The 18507-nt window shown below is 31.9% G+C and carries 19 protein-coding genes and 1 pseudogene; 13 read left to right on the top strand and 7 right to left on the bottom strand.

The annotated features are described in order from the left end of the window. Positions 1-2: 2 nt before the first annotated feature. The 8 genes from NSQ08_RS28275 (at position 3) to NSQ08_RS28240 (ending at position 8247) form a co-directional block, all read left to right on the top strand. Positions 3-926 carry an NAD-dependent epimerase/dehydratase family protein gene (locus NSQ08_RS28275; RefSeq protein WP_340780483.1) on the top strand — a complete coding sequence of 308 codons (924 nt, stop codon included), beginning with the start codon at positions 3-5 and terminating at the stop codon, positions 924-926. After that, a complete protein-coding gene (locus tag NSQ08_RS28270; RefSeq protein WP_340780482.1) occupies positions 901-2142 on the top strand; it encodes an aminotransferase class V-fold PLP-dependent enzyme in 1242 nt (413 codons plus the stop codon). Before NSQ08_RS28275 ends, NSQ08_RS28270 begins: the two co-directional genes overlap by 26 nt. Positions 2143-2153: 11 nt before the next feature. Then, positions 2154-3035 carry a peptidoglycan bridge formation glycyltransferase FemA/FemB family protein gene (locus NSQ08_RS28265; RefSeq protein ID WP_012259910.1) on the top strand — a complete coding sequence of 294 codons (882 nt, stop codon included), beginning with the start codon at positions 2154-2156 and terminating at the stop codon, positions 3033-3035. A 3-nt stretch (positions 3036-3038) separates the two neighbouring features. Further along, positions 3039-3728 (top strand): WbqC family protein, encoded by a 690-nt coding sequence (locus NSQ08_RS28260; RefSeq protein ID WP_012259911.1) that lies wholly within the window; start codon positions 3039-3041, stop codon positions 3726-3728. A 6-nt stretch (positions 3729-3734) separates the two neighbouring features. Beyond that, positions 3735-4412 (top strand): PIG-L deacetylase family protein, encoded by a 678-nt coding sequence (locus tag NSQ08_RS28255; protein WP_012259912.1) that lies wholly within the window; start codon positions 3735-3737, stop codon positions 4410-4412. An 11-nt stretch (positions 4413-4423) separates the two neighbouring features. Continuing rightward, positions 4424-5359 (top strand): endonuclease, encoded by a 936-nt coding sequence (locus NSQ08_RS28250; protein WP_012259913.1) that lies wholly within the window; start codon positions 4424-4426, stop codon positions 5357-5359. 131 nt (positions 5360-5490) lie between these two features. Further along, positions 5491-6864: a M28 family metallopeptidase gene (locus tag NSQ08_RS28245; protein WP_012259914.1), complete on the top strand. Its 1374-nt coding sequence runs from the start codon at positions 5491-5493 to the stop codon at positions 6862-6864. 108 nt (positions 6865-6972) lie between these two features. Continuing rightward, on the top strand, positions 6973-8247 hold the full coding sequence (locus tag NSQ08_RS28240) for an MDR family MFS transporter (protein WP_340780480.1): 1275 nt from the start codon (positions 6973-6975) through the stop codon (positions 8245-8247). Between the two features lie 179 nt (positions 8248-8426). On the opposite strand, the gene NSQ08_RS28235 is transcribed toward NSQ08_RS28240, so the two are convergent. From NSQ08_RS28235 to tnpA, 3 genes are all read right to left on the bottom strand, one after another. Beyond that, positions 8427-8894 carry an RsfA family transcriptional regulator gene (locus NSQ08_RS28235; protein ID WP_340780479.1) on the bottom strand — a complete coding sequence of 156 codons (468 nt, stop codon included), beginning with the start codon at positions 8892-8894 and terminating at the stop codon, positions 8427-8429. A 316-nt stretch (positions 8895-9210) separates the two neighbouring features. After that, positions 9211-10323, bottom strand: a complete 1113-nt coding sequence (locus NSQ08_RS28230; RefSeq protein WP_340780478.1) for an RNA-guided endonuclease TnpB family protein — start codon at positions 10321-10323, stop codon at positions 9211-9213. Positions 10324-10334: 11 nt separating this feature from the next. Further along, complete coding sequence (gene tnpA, locus NSQ08_RS28225; protein ID WP_113937393.1) at positions 10335-10733, bottom strand: IS200/IS605 family transposase; 399 nt, start codon at positions 10731-10733, stop codon at positions 10335-10337. Positions 10734-11139: 406 nt separating this feature from the next. On the opposite strand from tnpA, the gene NSQ08_RS28220 reads away from it, so the two are divergent. Further along, the gene (locus tag NSQ08_RS28220) at positions 11140-12789 is read left to right on the top strand and encodes a S8 family peptidase (protein WP_340780477.1); all 1650 of its coding nucleotides are present in this window, start codon (positions 11140-11142) and stop codon (positions 12787-12789) included. A 212-nt stretch (positions 12790-13001) separates the two neighbouring features. Here the strand turns inward: NSQ08_RS28220 and NSQ08_RS28215 are convergent. From NSQ08_RS28215 to NSQ08_RS28205, 3 genes and pseudogenes are all read right to left on the bottom strand, one after another. After that, a pseudogene (locus tag NSQ08_RS28215) lies at positions 13002-13127 on the bottom strand (DUF3221 domain-containing protein); the annotation flags it as partial. A 259-nt stretch (positions 13128-13386) separates the two neighbouring features. Next, positions 13387-14160, bottom strand: coding sequence for a cardiolipin synthase (locus tag NSQ08_RS28210; protein ID WP_085313274.1), 774 nt, complete (start codon positions 14158-14160; stop codon positions 13387-13389). A 23-nt stretch (positions 14161-14183) separates the two neighbouring features. After that, positions 14184-14711, bottom strand: coding sequence for a matrixin family metalloprotease (locus NSQ08_RS28205; protein WP_001011319.1), 528 nt, complete (start codon positions 14709-14711; stop codon positions 14184-14186). 136 nt (positions 14712-14847) lie between these two features. Here NSQ08_RS28205 and NSQ08_RS28200 point away from each other — a divergent pair, with 136 nt between their 5' ends. From NSQ08_RS28200 to NSQ08_RS28185, 4 genes are all read left to right on the top strand, one after another. Then, the gene (locus NSQ08_RS28200) at positions 14848-15621 is read left to right on the top strand and encodes a hypothetical protein (RefSeq protein ID WP_340780476.1); all 774 of its coding nucleotides are present in this window, start codon (positions 14848-14850) and stop codon (positions 15619-15621) included. Positions 15622-15982: 361 nt separating this feature from the next. After that, positions 15983-16390, top strand: a complete 408-nt coding sequence (mntA, locus tag NSQ08_RS28195; protein ID WP_000577218.1) for a type VII toxin-antitoxin system MntA family adenylyltransferase antitoxin — start codon at positions 15983-15985, stop codon at positions 16388-16390. Then, complete coding sequence (hepT, locus tag NSQ08_RS28190) at positions 16380-16793, top strand: type VII toxin-antitoxin system HepT family RNase toxin (protein WP_000787552.1); 414 nt, start codon at positions 16380-16382, stop codon at positions 16791-16793. Before mntA ends, hepT begins: the two co-directional genes overlap by 11 nt. A gap of 580 nt (positions 16794-17373) precedes the next feature. Continuing rightward, complete coding sequence (locus NSQ08_RS28185) at positions 17374-17589, top strand: alpha/beta-type small acid-soluble spore protein (protein ID WP_340780475.1); 216 nt, start codon at positions 17374-17376, stop codon at positions 17587-17589. 72 nt (positions 17590-17661) lie between these two features. Here NSQ08_RS28185 and NSQ08_RS28180 read toward each other — a convergent pair whose 3' ends face one another. Continuing rightward, entirely contained in the window at positions 17662-18075 is a 414-nt protein-coding gene (locus NSQ08_RS28180) for a hypothetical protein (protein ID WP_340780474.1), read from the bottom strand. Positions 18076-18507 lie beyond the last annotated feature (432 nt).

The following is an 18507-nucleotide window of genomic DNA, read 5'->3' as shown; positions in this document are numbered from 1 at the left end:
TTATGAAGATAGGAGTTATTGGTGGCGGTGGATTTATTGGTAAACATGTTACAAAGGAGTTAATAGCAAGAGGTTATGAAGTAATTATATTTGATAAATTTAAACCAAGTATTGATGTTCCTTTTGAAGAAATTGATATCTTAGATATTGCGACATTAAGAGAAAAGCTTATTAATGTGGATGGGGTCATACATTTAGCTGCATTAGTAGGTGTTGATAATTGTCGTTCAAATGAAGAAGATGTAGTAAGGGTGAATTTTGAAGGCACGAAAAATATTGTAGAAGTTTGTATAGAAAATGGAATAGGTAAGTTATTATTTTCTTCTAGTTCTGAGGTGTATGGGGATGGTGTGAGTGTTCCGTTTAAAGAAAATGATGTCAAAATTCCCAAATCAGCTTATGGAAAAGCTAAATTAATGTCAGAAGATTTTTTGAAAGAATATGCTAATAATAGTTTTAAAGTCAGAGTGGTACGTTATTTTAATGTATACGGTTCACAACAAAATGAAAACTTTGTGATTTCTAAGTTTTTAAAACAAGCTCATAACGGCGAAAATATGACTATTTATGGGGACGGGCAGCAAATTAGATGCTTTAGTTATATTAGCGATATTGTTAACGGAACGATATTAGCATTTGAATATGAAAGAGAGAATTTTGCAGATTTTAATATAGGAAATAACAAGCCTATATCTATGGAGGAATTAGCGGGGAAAATCAATGAGTTAATGGGAAACAAAAGTGAAATTGAATTTCTTAATTTAGGGGATGAGGGAGTAAGAGATTCTAATATTGAAATATTCAGAAGAATACCTTCAATAGAGAAGGCTCAATTATTATTAAACTATCAGCCGGTTATTTCATTAAATAGAGGATTAGAGAAAATAATAGAGGAGAAATATGGAAACACAGTATCTATATCCTAAAAATCCTAAAAAAATTAAGTATCCAATATATCCTTCTTTTTGGAGTGTATTTGATCATATATATTTTTTGAAAAGTATATATAGATCCAATCATTCTAATCTAAAAGAGAGTTTACAAACTCTCTACCCTAATTCCGAAATTATATTAACTAATAGTGGTTCGTCGGCATTAGTAGCAGGGTTAAAGTATCTAAACATAAAAAAAGAGGATGAAGTAATTTTATCAAATTTTAATTGTCCTAATGTAATAGAGGCTGTATTAACAGTAGGAGCAAAACCTGTATTAATTGATTTGACTACTGATTACTCACTTTCTCTTAATAAAATAAAAAAATATTCAAATGAAAATACAAGAGCAATTATTCTTACACATGTGTATGGATGTCATGAAGATTTAGAAGTTATTAATTGGGCCAGAGACAATGATATTTATATAATTGATGATGCAGCACAAGCAATGTTCTCTTATCAAAATGAAAAATCAATTGGTAGTTTAGGTGACATTGGAATTTTAAGTTTTGGGGGAACTAAACCCATCCCGAGTATAGGGGGAGGAGCGTTACTTCTTAATCGTACGGTAAATGACTTGTGTGACATGGATGAAGAAAAGAAGGCAGAAGTGTTTTTAGATTATAAAAACCACCTCAAAACGCAATTAGCTTTAAGAATCAAGAAGAATAGGCTACTGAGTTTATTTACTGATTATTGGGAAAAGTTAGGAATTCTTCCTTCCTATAATGATAGCAAATTGGATTCTTTGCCAGAGGAAACGGAAGTTATATATCCAAAAACAATGTCCACATTACGTTCATTGCTAATTGATAGACACTTAAATAGAATGAAAAAGATTTTAGAAATTAATATATATAATGCTAGTTTGTGTTATACGATGCTGCAATCAATTGAAGAAAAGTACGGGGTAAAGATTATATTTTCAGCTCAGAATGTATATTTGAACTATTTCACTATTATTTTCAAAGAACCATCTGATAGATATGAATGTTCCGTATATTTGGCTGGAAAAGGAATACAAACTTGTTGGAATTATCTACCTCTAAGTGAAATCCCTATATTTTCCAAGTACGCCACTGAGTCAGAAAATATAGAATTTTTATGGTCAAGAGTATTATCAATACCTTTTAAATATCCGTTAAGGAAAAAAGACCTTAAGTATATATGTAGTCAAATTCTAATATATTTAGAGAAAAAGAAGTAAAAGGTGATTATATGGAAATCGAAATATGTACTGATGCCCAATATTGGGATGCTTGTATGGAAGAATATAATGGTTCTGTATTCCATTGTTATGAATGGGGAAAATTAATGGAATTATTACCTGGTGTTCAATTTTTTCCAGTATTAATTAAAACAAGGGATACAGTAGTTTTATCTCCTATATATGTACAGGATGGTAGGGTGCTGGGAAGTTTAATTGGTTATGGAGGCCCTGTAATCATTGGCCAAGATAAAATAGATTTTGCATTTTATGAATCGATAATAAATAGGAAGTTTGAAAATAAAATTCAAAAACTTTTATTACCTATAACAATAAATCCTTTTCAAAGTTATAGTGATGAAAAGTGGGAGTATAAAGAAACTTATATGTTAGATCTACCAAATAATTTTGAGGATTTATGGACATCGTGTTCAGGAAAAGCTAGGACAAGTGTTAGATATGCCCGTAAACAGAATGTTGAAATTCGGCCTATAGCCTTAGAAGAATTAGATGAATTTTACAATTTATATCAGGAACATAATAACAGTATAGGAGCGAGTTATTCATTTAGTAGAGAGTTTTTTTATTATTTATTTATTAATTTAAAAGAAAGGATCCTTTTCTTAGGAGCATTCTTAGAAGAAGAACTAATTAGTTCCAGTATATTTATAATGGATAAACAAGTTTTATATTACTGGATTAATATTAATAATATCAAAGGGAAAAATACACAATCTTCATACTTACTACTAAATGTTGCGTTTGAATTAGCAATTCATAATAAATTAAAGTATGCGGATTTAGGATATTCACATAATAAAGGGATTGCTAGACCAAAGATATACTGGGGAGCAGTTTTGAAAAAATGTTTTTGTTTAAAAGAGAGGATTTAAACTATGATTATTAGTGGCCACCAACCAAGTTATTTACCTTGGTATGGTTTTTTTGAAAAAATTCATAAATCGGATGTGTTTGTATTTCATGATATAGCACAATTTGAAAAGAAAGGTTTTTTAAATAGAAATCGTATTAAAACTTCCCAAGGAGTATCCTGGTTAACGGTTCCGATGCAAATGAAAAATTATAAAGAAATCCCATTGAATAAGTTAAAGATAGACAATACACAAGATTGGGAGCGAAAGCATTGGAAGACAATAAGAATTAATTACTCTAATGCGCCCTATTTCAATGTATACAAGGATTATCTAGAAAATTTTTATTCAGAAAAATGGGATAATCTCAATAGTATGAATATGAACTTTATTCATTTTATTATTCAAGAATTAAATATTGATACGGAATTATATTATGCATCAGAGCTAGAGGGGATTACAGGGAAAAAAAGTGATTTTGTATTAGAGCTTTGTCAAAAGTTTAATGCCAATACTTATTATTCTGGAAGTTTAGGTCAAGATTATTTAATAGAAAGTGATTTTGAGCATGAAAATATAGAAATCATATACCAAAGGATAAGAGAGTATTCTTACCCACAGTTATTTGGAGAGTTTATACCGCATTTATCTATGCTAGATGTTTTATTAAATTGTGGTCCAGAGGAAACAGAAAAATTAATTAAAGGAGTTTAAAATCATATGAATGTACTTGTATTTGCTGCGCACCCGGATGATGAAATTATTGGTGTTGGTGGAACAATAGCAAAACACGTGGAACAAGGTGATGATGTACATGTTGTAATCCTTGCAGAGGGGAAATCTTCGAGATCTAAAGAATACAGAGAACTAGATTTAGAGGTTAAGAGCCTGTCTTATAAAGAAACGGAGGGGGCATGTACTACACTTGGTGTAACAAGTTTTGCGAGGTTAGATTTTCCTGATAATCGTCTTGATACATTGCCATTACTAGATGTTGTAAAAGAAATTGAAGAGCACATTAATAAAATAAACCCTACGATTATTTATACTCAATACGGTGGAGATATAAATATCGATCATACTGTTGTTTATAGAGCAGTGATGACAGCTACACGACCTCTACCAAATAGTAATATTAAATGGGTGTTTGCATATGAAACCTTATCTTCTACTGAGTGGAATTATAATGAGAAAGATAAGTTTCTTCCCAATTATTTCGTAAATATTGAAGAACATTTGGAGACAAAATTAAATGCGATGAAACATTATGAATCGGAGTTAAGGGAATTTCCTCACCCACGTTCAATAGAAGCAATGAAGCACAATGCTTTTGTATGGGGAGCAAAGTCAGGATATAAAGCGGCTGAAGCATTTATGTTAGTAAGAGGAACATGGTAGGTGAAGAGAATATGTTAATACCGCAGGTACCATTCTTTGGATTAGATAGCAAACAAATTGATTTAAAATGGGTTGAACAAGGTTATGGATTAGAAGCAAATATTTTTGATGGAGAATCTTTACATGATAAGTCATATACAACAAAGTTTTCAGATGTACTTTCTTTTGTTCAAACACTTAATCCATCTTTATTAACCTTGCATTTTCCAACTGATAATGCAGACTATTTAAATAGTGAATTTATAAAAAAACAGTTATATGAGTTTATTAATCTTGCTATAAAATATAACGCAGCAGGTATAACAGTTCATGCTAATCAATTTATGAACATAGCAGAATTTCAAACTTATAATCTTATTGATAATAGAAAAAGAATTATAGAGTTCTTTAAAATGATAGATGAGGAAATAAAAGGAACCAATATATGGATAGGTGTTGAAAACTTACCCATCATTGGAAACTTAGGTGATGACTTTGATCCTATATTTGTATACCCAGAAGATTTTAATGACTTGGTAAATTTAGATTTATCTAATGTTGGAATAACGTGGGATATATGCCATTGGTCTATCACTTATCTTACACGTCTAGGTATTTCTAAATTATTAAGACAAGAGGAAATTGAGTATAAAGACTTTCATAAGTATATAAATTTAATGAATCATATCAAACATTTACATTTTAGTTCTTTTAAACATTTGACGATTCCTTATAGTGAGGTACGCTGCTTTGAGGGAGAAAGTCCGACTAATGGTTCTATTAATGAACATTTATTACATGAAACTTTATTAAAAGTAAAGAATCAAGTTTCAAGTAGAAATATAGGAATTGTATTCGAAGTACAGGAGACTGATTATACAAATAGAGTGAAATCATGGGAGACTCTTAATTGGTTCCAAAAGAATATTACTGGCATACAAGCAAACTCGAATTTTTTAAAGATATAAAAAGAGTTACTGGTTTAATATCATATCAAGTAATTTAAGTTAGAGATGATTTTAGTGAACCTTTTCTTCTAAATAAGTATGTTAGAAGGGAAGGTTTTACTATTAATGTTTTCTAATAAAAGGGAGGACAAATGAAAAAATTAGCTATTACAAAAAAAATCATTGTAAGTTTTGGAATTCTATTGCTTTTCTTTTTTAGTAATCCATATGGAGAACCAGTAAAAGTAAATGCTATGGTTAATAATAATCTGTATTCTCCTGTGACAGAACAAGTTCGTGCTAGTCGTGCCATTGAACATATACGTTTTCTTTCTGAAAAAATTGGTCCACGGCCAAGTGGGACTATGCAAGAACATAGAGCAGCTAAATACATTGGAGATACATTGCAGAAATTAGGGTATGAGGTTGAATATCAAGCACTTCCTGTACCTGATCAATATATTGGAAGTATTTCTTTTAGTATGTATGGGGAAAAAGATTGGCAGGTTGGGGCAGCATCTAATGCATTTATATCTAAAAATCCGGTGGTTGGCTCGGTAGTTTTTATAGGAAAAGAGACCAATATTAATAGTTTATCTGAGTCAATCCATGGGAAAATAGTATTATTAGAACAAGCCGATACTATTGAAAAATATAATGAACAGGTTGAGCATGTAGCGATAAAGGGAGCAAAAGGTGTGTTGTTATATAGTACGATTGGGGATAGAGGGAACTATGGAGAAGCTTTTAATCCAATTTTAAAAAAGGAACAATCGATACCTGTATTTGGACTTGCCTATAATCAGGGGATTAGAATGAAAGAAAAGTTATTACATAATCAAAATGTAGTCAGTTTAAAGGCAAAGCAAGAAGTAAATTTGCGCTCATTAAATGTTATTGCGAAAAAAAAGCCTAAACATACGACAGGTGATGAGGAAGTAGCAATAATGAGTGCTCATTATGATAGTGTTATCGGGGCACCTGGAGCAAACGATAATGCTTCTGGAGTAGGGCTTTTATTAGAGTTGGCTTACAATTTTAAGGATATAGAGACTAATAAAGAAATTCAATTTATTGCTTTTGGAGCGGAAGAAAATGAATCTTTAGGAGCTTATCATTATGTTAATCAGTTATCTGCTAAAGACAAAACACGTATTCGAGGAGTGTTTAATGCAGATATGATTGCAACAAGTTATCATCAGGCTAAGGATTTATATGCAATGACGTTAGATGGCTCTCAAAATGAAGTAACAAATACTGCTGTAGCTACTAGTAAAGAATTGAGGAAATCGGTTGTGTTAACTGGAAAGTTTGATTCTAGTGATCATGTACCATTTAACCAAGCTGGAATTCCCTCTGCTTTATTTATATGGATGGATGTAGAGAGTTGGGATCCTCTTATTTATCATGTTGAAAGGGTTTTCCATACACCTCAAGATACCGTTTTAGAGAACATCTCGGCTCAACGTATGCAAGATGCACTGGAGATTATTGGTACGAGTTTATATTATTTTATCAAAAGATAAGTATTTTTATGAATTGGTAGCTTATTTTGCTAAATTTAGATTTTGGTAAAAGTGTTATAAAGCTCTTTACGTAATAAAAAATATACAGTGAGCATAGGTGAGGTATATATGAGAAGTACATGGAAAGAGTTCAAGGGGATGGACCTTAATGTATGGATTCGCTTTATTGGAGAAGCTTTAAATGGTATTGCAATGATGATGTTAATGCCATTTTTCGCATTATATTTAAAGGATAAAGTAGATTCTTTGCTTGAGGTAGGTGTGATCATAGCTTTATCTCCAATTGCAGCAAGTATAGGCTCGTTAATTGGAGGACATATAGCAGATACTTATGGCCGGAAACCAACTATGGTACTCTCTATGGCTAGTAATGGGTTATTAATGCTGTTTTTTTTGTTCATAGATGGTTTTATAGCATATGCAATCTTATCTATCGGTTTAGGGTTATGTAACTCTTTTTTTGAACCAGCCGCATCTGCAATGGTTACGGATGTAACAGAACCAGAAAAAAGAACTGAGGCATATGGATTACTTAGAATGGCTCATAATATAGGAGCAGCGATAGGTCCTATAATTGGCGCAGCAGTTGTAGTTGTATCAAAAGATGTTATCTTTTTGATTACTTCTGGAACCATGCTGTTTTATACAATATTAATGGTACTGTTTTTAAAGGAAACAAAACCTAAAAATGTCATGATACATAAAGAAACACCTGGAAATTCAATAAGATCCACATTAAGAGTTGTTATAAGGGATAGGATATTACTTTTCTATATAGTTACAGGAATCATTATATTTATGGGATTCTCGCAATCGGAAGGTATGTTACCGCTTCATTTTAGTAATGAGAAGACAATGATTTTTGGAAATAGTAATCCATTCCCATATTTAATGACGTTAAATGGCCTATTAGTTGTTTTTTTTCAATTTCCCATTTCAAAATGGTTAACTCACAAATCGATTGGGAAATCAATGCTATATGGCGCAATTCTTTTTGGTATTGGTCTTTTGGCAATAGGATGGTTACCAAAGTGGTTTCAAGTAATAAACACAAACGATTTAGTTATTTTAGTTTCATTATTAATAGCTTATACAGTTTATACTTTAGGAGAAATGATTATGTCACCTGTCCAAATGACTTTCGTTGCTAATTTAGCTCCAGAACATTTGAGGGGTACTTATATGGGAGCCGCTAATCTGCAGTGGATTACAGGTAATATATTAGGGCCTCTTTTAGGCGGTTTATTACTGGAGCATCTTCTAGGGCATATATTATTTACAATCTTAGGTGTGGGATGTGTTATGTCTGGATTTGTTTACTTATTATTAGATAAACTTGTTGAGAATAGAAGCAAACAGATACCTATAAAACAAACATCTTAATTTTAAAAGTGTTATCGAGTTGAAAAAAATTTCTATTTTATGAATTAAGAAAAGCGCACGTTTATTAACAATAAACGTGCGCTTTTCTTATTATCATTTATAATGTATTGAAATTAATTCATACATAGTAATTTTGACAGGCTACGGTTTTAATATGATAAAAATTAATTTGATTCTTCTTAGTCGACTACAATCAGATTTCTTGCCTTATCGATATGGTTAAGTAACATACGATACTCTTCTTCGTATGTAGTTAACCGTTGGAGAAGGGATTTATTCTCTGCCGTTAAATATTCAATTTGCTGTTGTAAATCGTTCACTTCACTCACTGCTTTATAATTTTGTAGAAAGATAATAATGTCATCTAATGTAATAGATAAAGAGCTTGTTTCTTTTGTTTGTTGGATGGGGGACTTGTTATTTCCAGTTTTTTGATTTTGTTTAGCCTGTTGTATTTCTTCTTCGTATTGTTTTCGTACGCATGAGTTCCAACGAAATCCGCAAGCAGCAGGTGTCCTAGCTAATTGCTTAGCTACCTCTTTAAATGCAACTAATTGTGTTCCACCGTCACGAATATTTTGAAGTACTATTGTTGCGAGAAGTGAATCGTTATCGTTAGTCCAGGAATCTTGTCTTGAAATTACCATTTTTCAATCCCCCTTATATGCCTTTAATTACATATATGCAATTACTTAAAATGATAGAAGCCCAACTTCTCTTAAAATGTAAAGGTTTTATACTTAAATAAGAGATCGGTTTAATATGAGGAGAATAAGACTCAAATTAAAATAATTAGGAGTAAGTTGATAGAAGTATACACTCTGTGAACTACCCGCCACTTAACGTCCTAACGGACTGTTTGAAGTGGGGGCTTCTCGGTTAGTCGTTACTTTTGATAGCTAACGAATTCGTCCTAAGACAGCCGAGCTAACTCCCTTGTTCCAAAGGTTATTTTATTGCTATTTATGCTAACGCTAATAGACGTATTGCTTCATTTTTGATATTGATAGCTGCGTTATAATCTCTATCGAGATTTACACCGCATATACAAGAATATACTCGTTCAGACAATGACATATTTTTTACATTCCCACAACTGCTACATGTTTTTGTGGAAGGAAACCATTTGTCTATTTTCATAAGTTGTTTTCCTTGTTCGTATAGTTTATAAGCTAAAAAAGAAGTGAACATTCCCCAACTATTGTCAGCGACACTTTTTCCAAAATGAAGTGCTTGCGACATTCCTTTCATGTTTAGGTCTTCAATAGCTACAACATCAAAATTAGTAGCCAACTCTTTAGACTCATGATGAAGGAAATTCTTACGTTGGTTAGCTACTTTCTCATGTAACTTAGCTACACGAATACGTTGTTTATTCCAACGCTCAGAACCTTTATTGCGTCTTGCTAATACTCGTTGTGCCTTTGCTAATCGGTCTAACATTTTACGATAGAACTTAGGATAATTGGCTTTCTCACCCTCAGAACTAACATATAATCCATCCATCGCAAAGTCTAATCCAACAACTGTTTCTACTTCTTTTTGTACAATCTCTTTTTCGTATTCAGTCAAGATGGACACATAGTATTTACCAGTAGGTGTCATAGAAATCGTACATGACTTGATCATATAATCTTGTGGTATCTCTCTATGCTGTTTGATACGTACCATTTTCAGTTTTGGCAATTTGATATGACTATTAAGCAACATAATATTTCCGTTTACTACATTCGTTGTATAAGACTTTCTGTCTTTTTTACTTTTGAATGTTGGGAAGTCATTTTGACCACTAAAGAAATTCTTATAGGCAGTTTGCAAGTGTAGTTGAGCATTTGCCAGAGCTAATGAGTCAACTTCTTTTAACCAATCAAATTCTGCTTTATATTTCGCGGGAGTTGGAGGCTTTTGTTTCCTTAGTTGTTCCTTATCATCTTTGTATTTTTCGTACGCTTCTTTCCGTTCTGCTAACATTCTATTATACACGAAACGTACACAACCGAAGGTTTTACGCATAAGATATGCTTGTTCTTCTGTTGGATACAAACGGAATTTATATGCTTTATTATGCTTTGTCATATCATTTCACCTCACTTTTCATCTTGATTTTCAATATATTTCTTTACTACATCTATTGGCGAACCACCAGTAGTTAGTAAGCAAAAACTTCTTGACCAAAACATCTCTTTCCAAAGTTTCGTTTTCACTTGTGGAAAGTCTCTCTTGATTAGTCGAGAACTTGCACTCTTATAAGCATTGATGAATTTTGTCATTTCTGTATTCGGATGTGCCTTGAACAAAATATGAACATGGTCTACATCATGATTCCACTCTACCAGTGTTATGTTGTAATTCTCGGATAACCTGATAAACATGTCTTTTGCATAATCTGACATATCGTCATCAAACACATTTCTTCTGTATTTCACGACCAACACAAGATGATAATACAACAAGAACACTGAATGATTATTGCTGTCTAATTTCATTGATATACCAACCTTTTTACTTTATAAGACTGATTATATCAGAGGCAAAATAAAAAGCAAAGCCTTTTGGCTACGTCAAACCGAAATTCATCTCCCACCTACCGCTGGGCTACGCCCTTCACGCGCTTGAGGAAGGAGAATTCTTTCGAAGAATTCGTTAAAATGCGAAATTGCATAAAAAATAAGGTTGACTATTTATTATAGTTGTAACTATACTGGTTACAATAATGCAATTAAAGTAATAGATTTGATGGTATTAACTAGTTGTATTAATGATATATAAGTGAATATAAAAAAATGAATGGAGTTGAAAATATAACCCTAAATATAAGACGCTTGTATAAAAAAGAAGTTAGGTAATCTATAGTTTTTTATAATCATATATAAATTAAAAGAGGTGCACGATTTGAAAATTTTTAAGGGAATTCTAGTTTCTTCAATTGCATTAACAGCATTTAATGGGGTAGGTGGTATACTTCCAAGTGAAAAATCAGAAGTTGCCTACGCAGCTACTTATAATTATTCAAATAAGCAATTGAATTCTACTGTACATAAGCAAGTTACTAAACAATTAATTTTGAAATTTAAAAATGAAGCAAATTTACCATATCAGGATGGGATAGAAAAATTTATTAAAGAAGAAAAACAAGACCCTGAATTAATTAAAATTTTAGCCGAATACCCAAATATAACTATAAATCGACTTTTTAGTTCTTTAAACCCTACAGAAATTAAAAATTTAGGTGAAGAAATAAAAGACTCTGATCATATTTCTTCTAATTTGCTAAACTATTATATTGTAGAAACCCAAGGTAATATTGATGTACAAGCATTGCTTGTAAAATTTGAGAAATCATCTCTTGTTGAAACGGCATATTTACAGGAAGAACAAGCTCCACCAGAAGAGCGTTTACCAAATTTATCTGTTAATCCATATGATGAGCCTAGACTTACAAGGCAAGGTTACCTTGAACCAGCACCATTAGGAATCAATGCACCTTATGCCTGGGGTATAAAAGGTGGAGATGGAAAAGGAACAACTTTTGTAGATATGGAGTATGGCTGGTTATTTAGTCATGAAGATTTAGTGAATCAGAATATCGAATTGATATCCGGCCAGAATAAGAGTGAACATCATGATCATGGTACCTCGGTCTTAGGGATTGTTTCTGCAGAAGATAATAACATAGGCGGAATTGGGATTGCACCAAAAGCTAAGGTGAAAGTTGTATCTCAGATTAGAGATAACGGTAGATATAATACAGCAGATGCTATATTAAGTGCAGTTAACAATATACAAGCTGGGGATATCCTTTTATTAGAAGCTCAAGCAACTTACGATGGATATGGAGATAAGAACTATCTTCCTGTAGAAGTAAAACCGGATATATTTGATGCAATTCGTATAGGAGCAAATAAGGGAATTATTATTATTGAAGCAGGTGCAAACGGCGGAAATGATTTGGATCAATTTAGAGACCGTAATGGTAAACAAGTTTTAAATCGTAATAGTCCTGATTTTAAAGATTCAGGGGCAATTATGGTTGGGGCAGCTTCTGCAAGGGTCCCTCATAAACGTTCATATTTCTCTAATTACGGTAGTAGAGTAGATGTTTATGGATGGGGTAATGCAGTAGACACAACAGATGCCAAACCACGTGAATTTATGACAAATCTATATACATCTAGCTTTAGCGGAACGTCTAGTGCATCACCTATTATTGCGGGTGCTGCTGTATCAATTCAAGGAATTGCGAAAAATAATCAGGGAAAAGTATATACATCAAGCCAGCTTAGGGATATTTTAAGTGATTCTAGCACCGGAACGAAATCTAATGATCCAACTTCTGATAAAATTGGTGTTTTACCTGACTTAAAAGCCATTTTATCTAAACTTGGTTTTTCACCAAACTTAAGTAATGATTCTTCCATTGTATTTCCTGAGGAACAAGAAATAAATAATGGAAATAAGGGAAATGAAGGATCTACTATTACATTCCCAAAAGAGGATTCAGCTAATAGTGAAGGGAACTCTAGCTTCATTTTCCCAGAATAATTGTAGAGATACCTTTTATTTAGTATGAAAGAATCTTATATAACTAGTTGTTTATAATACTAGTCAGATAGGATCTTATGTGTAATAGCATAAGAGCCTATCTGTTGTACTTTATAACCATATGAGGAGGAAAGTACTTCTGGATATTTTTAGTGTAGTGAAGTGTCTTATATCTACATTTATATAATATTCAGTGTAGACTCATTATAAATTTAGAAATGAACTATTTTTTCAATTATATGCATAACGGCAATTGGTGGTAATAGTGCAGTCCAACCAACTGCATAAACGTTTAATTTTTCAACTAATTTTTAGTTTTCACTATTTGAAATAGGTAATCCATTGTTATAGAAATTGCTGTATAGAGTGATGGAAACGAATGGTGTTTAAATAATTAGATAGAATGAGGGGCTTATGTTAAGGATTACTTAAAGATAAGCCCTTTCTTTTTTATTATTTCATGACATTCATCCCAAAATTCTAAACGATGTGAAAGTAGGGGTAGTTCAAGATAATTTGTATTTAATTTTTGACAACTTTAATAAATTAATTCTTACTATCGTATGAATTAGGATAAATTATTATAAGTTATGGTTATTACTTAACATTTTGTTTTACTTGATCTTTTAATTCATTAAGGGTCTTACCGCTAATATTGTCAGTAATAGTTTCATGTATTTCATTTTTCAATACAATTGTTTTACCTGCAATTTCTGCCTTGGAAGACATCTTACTTTCATTAATAGTTTCTATGTTTGTTTGAAGGTCAGCTTTGTTATTTTCATCAAAAGTAATTGCAAATGGTTCAATTGCTCCGTAGTAGTTTCCAAATAATTGATCTTTCTTTAAAAACATCATATATTTTTTATTAACTTTAGGTTCGATATATAAAGGATCCTTATTTTGAACCTCTTTAGTAGTTACCTTAGTAGCTTGTTTTGTAACTGTGCCATCTGGTGCAACAACTGCATTAGAATCTTCAAGTTTTACGGTTTCAGCGAAACGATGATTGATTTTTATTTGTTTATTTTCATTCACACCTTTAATTGTTTCGGAAATGTTGAAATTATATAGATGTCCTTCAACATAGTTTTCTTTGTCCTCTTCCGATGGATTACTTGGATTACGTGCCATATTCCACTTAGAGTCAAGACCTTCATATTCACCGATTACAACTAGATCGGCTTCATTAATCATTTGATTTAAATCACTTGTAGCAGGGAAATCTTTACTGAGAATGACAGTTTCAGCATTCTTATCTTCGCCAGCAACATTGGAGAAGTGACTATTATATGCTGAATATCCTCCAAAACCAATCACTGCAGCCAAAGGAATTGCAATTACTATAGTTTTTGCTTTTTTACTTAACATTAAGAAATCATCTCCTTTTTCTGTTAATAGATTGCATTTACACCATTCTTATCGTCAGTTTGAGGGACATGCATAGTAGTACGATTACGATTGCTGTTCATAATTGAAGTGCCACTGTTGTGACCTATTCCTATTGCATGACCAAACTCATGTACTCCTGTACTTTTAGCAACATTAGATTTTGTAATATTTGTATTCCCTGCATTAATATCACCAGCGAATTTCGTTACTTTTTTAGTGGATGTATTATAAGTTGTGTTCATTCTTCCATAATAAGTAGAGGAACTTTCAAACCAAGAGTTTAATTTGTTCACAGAAGAAGAAGAAACTGTAAAGTTAATACGAGAAGCAGTGTACCAGGCTGAATCTGCAGCTTGCCAACCGGATTTAATGATACTGGAGCCATCGTCTAATCTGTCTCCCCACTTATATGTAGCTGATTTTGAAGGTAGCTTCCATCCTTCTTTTACATAAGCTTCTGAAACTCCAACGCTGGAAAAGACAAACACACTACCTAATAAAAATGCAGTAATCCCTTTTCTAAAATTCATATTATCCCTCCAAAGATTATTTTTAACAAGAGAATTATAGCATCATTATCTTGTTTTGAATTAATATTTTTTAAAAATTCGGAATATTTATATTGAGAAAATGGTATAAAATATCTTTTAAGGAGACGTTATTATAATGTATAAACATAAAGTAATAAAATGGAGTCTATGTTTATTAATATTTACTTTTTTAATTATTATTGGTAAAACAATTTGGTCAAATACAGACATAGCAGAAGTGTCTAATGTTTCATCGAATTCTGAAACTATAGTATTAAGTAAGACATTCAAAACTACAAATCATTTAAGTGAAATGGTAGAAGAAGCAGATGTAATTGTACTAGGTAAATATGACGGTTTACACTCTAAATGGAATATGGCAAACAATTCATCATATGAGATTCAAGATGAAGATGTCGAAGGCCATCTGTTTAGTTTTCATGTTAAAGAAATTTTAAAAGGGGACTCTGTAGAGAATAAAATTTTAATAAATCATAGATACTCAGAAAGTCTCGTATTAGAGGAAAGTAATGAAGTTATTGATGACAATGGAATAATTCTGAAAGGTGCTACGAAAGTGTTTACAAAAAAAGTAAAAAACAAAGATCCATTGTATATAAAACCTAAATCTGGTGACACATATATAGTTTTTTTAAAAGAGAATAGTAAACTTGGACATTTTTATCCAGCTTTAGAACCTTTTATGATTCAGTTTGATTTAAGGGATATTGCGCAACTAAAAAGCAATTTAATAGATTGGGATAAAAATAAATATAAATTTGAGGTAAAGGTTAAAGAGAAAACTTTTTATATTGAAAATGAAATAGATTCAACCATCAAAGATAATATTAGTGGAAAAACATTAAAAGAAATTAAGAATTTTGTAAAGAAAACTTCAAAAATGAAATAACATTATGACATACTATATTTCTATATATAATTGAGGATATGATTCTAACACCTTTCTGGTGTATTTAAATGAGGAAAATATAAAGGTTTATAAATCTGTGCAGTTATAGCATTTTAAATAATGATATAAGATTTATACCTACAAGAACTTTAAATTTTCTGTTTACAGTATTAGGTCTTAATCCTATCACTAAAAGCGGACTAAGTCCTGCAAGGGGATTCTCCTAGCAAAAAAATCTATAATTTTAAAGTGCTTTAAGCGTCAAGAAGGTTTAATTTAATTATGTAGTAGTGCAGCTTAAAAGATTGGGTAATGGTTATGATATAATAAAATTCAAGTATAATAAGGGGGGATGAATAAAATGATTTTTCAAAGCATGATTACAGCTATTATAGAAAAATTACAAGAGACCGTGAATCCCTATTGGATAATTGTATTTGGATCCACAGCAGAAAACAGAGAACGAGATGATAGTGACATTGATATAGCTTATTTAAGTGACATAAAATTAGGGAATTATGAACGTTTTTTATTAGCACAGGAGTTAGCGGATATTGTTCATAGAGATGTTGATTTAGTTGATTTATCAGAAGCTTCTACAGTTTTCCAAGCTCAAATTATACATACAGGAAAGACAATATTTTGTTCGGATGAAGAGCGAAAAACAATTTTTGAAATGAAAACTTTAAAAATGTATTCAAAATTGAATGAGGAACGCAAAATCGTATTTGAGGATATAAAGAAAAGAGGTTCTATATATGAAGAATGAAGTTATTTTGAATAAAATTTCTACAATAGAGCGTTGTATAAAAAGAATTCAAGAGGTATATGGAAATAACCCTGATAATTTAGAGGATTATACAAAGCAAGATTCTATAATATTAAATATTCAAAGAGCATGCGAAGCAAGTATTGATTTAGCAATGCATATTGTTGCAGGGAAGAAGTTGGGACTACCCCAATCTAGTAGAGAGGCATTTGATTTGTTGGTTGATGCAGATCTACTTAGTACAGAACTGGCAAGTAAGTTAAAAGCAATGGTTGGGTTTCGAAATATTGCTGTTCATGATTATCAAAGTGTAAACTTAGATATTGTTCGTCAAATTATTGAAAAACATCTAAAAGACTTTAAGCTATTTACGAAAGAAGTTATGGGAATTCTAGACTTATAAAAGCACAGATCTTTGAACTATGATTACATTGGAGAGCATTGTAGTAACTTGTATATCATGAGGAGGAAAGTACTTCAGTGGACCCTTTACTTGCTTTAACAAGTGAACTACTCGCCACTTAGCAAAGCTTGAAGTGGGAGTTTCTCAGTTCCACGATGAAAGCAACCTTTCGTCTCCCTGAGCGTTACTTCGGGGTGTTCCATCCCTAGATGTCCAAAGGTTGGACGCTCTTTTGGTACGGTTGATATTTTACGCAGGAACCGAATGGCTTGGTTTTCGCACTCTATTTTCTTCCTGCAACCTCATATATCAAGTTATCAAAGAACTTCATATAGCTAGTTTATCAAAAGTTTTTGGCTATGCCAAACCGAAATTCATCTCCCACCTACCGTTGGGCTACGCCCTTCACACGCTTGAGGAAGGAGAATTCTTTCGGGGAATTCGTTAAAAACAAATTAAGCGTTACATGAACATATTGAAAAAAGGCATCTTCAGGTGTCTTTTTTTGTTTTGGAGATTATTACATATTTTTTCGTAAATGAAACATAATATTACTAAAATCAGTGGAGGAGTGTAAGGAATGCAAATTCGTGAAAATAATAATTCAAATGAAATTTTAGTAGCAGCTGCAGCAAGTGCAATTGAACAAATGAAGTATGAAATTGCTCAGGAGTTTGGTGTTACCCTTGGACCGGATTCAACAGCACGAGCGAATGGTTCAGTAGGTGGAGAAATTACCAAACGTTTAATGCGTATGGCGCAAGAACAATTATCAGGTCAATATAAAATTCACTAAAGTTAAAGGTATATCCCGTTGAAAGGATATACCTTTTTAATTTTTTGAAAGAGGATAATGAAATTTTGATTGTTAGTTAAGCTTAGAAACTGCAAATTTAGCTGTGAAATTCATCTTCTTCATGTACGAAGAATTTGCACCTGCTTGAAATTGTACAGAAATATTACCATCTTTTTGTGCTTTGAATACGCGACCATATGGTGAATTAGCATTGTAGGTGCCGATTATTTGATTATCTGCATCAAAGACCGTATAAGAAATTGGGAACCCAGAATTTTGTACAAAGACTGTAAGTTCTTCTCCTTTATTGAGATTAAATGTTTCCTTTTGAGACACTTCATAAGAACTCATAGAGTAATATTTTGTAACTTCTTGAATTTCTAAATTTGTAGTTGCTGCACTCGCTTTTGGTGCCTCTGCCCCTGGTAAGTTCATACCTGATAGTACTGCAATTCCTAATGCCCCTGATAAAATAACTTTTTTCATAATGCTAGTTCCTCCTTTAATATATTGCGAGATTTGAAAAGGAAATGAAAATACCATTCCCTGAAACCATTATAGTTACAATGAGAATAGTTTTCAATGGAGATTGATATGTAATTCTGCATACATAAGGTATTCTATTCAAGCTTTGAAGTATTCTTAGAAAGATGGGGAGGACAAATTTAAGAATAAGAAGAAAGTTTTTAATACTAGAATTCTAAAAGCATAAAGGTAGAAAATTAATGATTTTGGTAAAAAAGAATTGACTTCCACCATGGTTGTAACTAGAATAGTTACATATAGTTGTAATTAAGTTAGTTACATCTGGTATCTGCTTAAAATAAAAATATGATTTATATATTTAATTAAGGATGGTGGTCCACACGCTGCCGCACGGTGTAGAAAAGTTACTAAGGTATTAAAAGCAATGCATAT

Source organism: Bacillus sp. FSL E2-8887 (assembly GCF_038007205.1).
In the GTDB taxonomy this organism is placed as follows: domain Bacteria; phylum Bacillota; class Bacilli; order Bacillales; family Bacillaceae_G; genus Bacillus_A; species Bacillus_A mycoides.
Note: the sequence above shows the minus strand (reverse complement) of the source record. Positions and strands in the feature narration are given on the sequence as shown.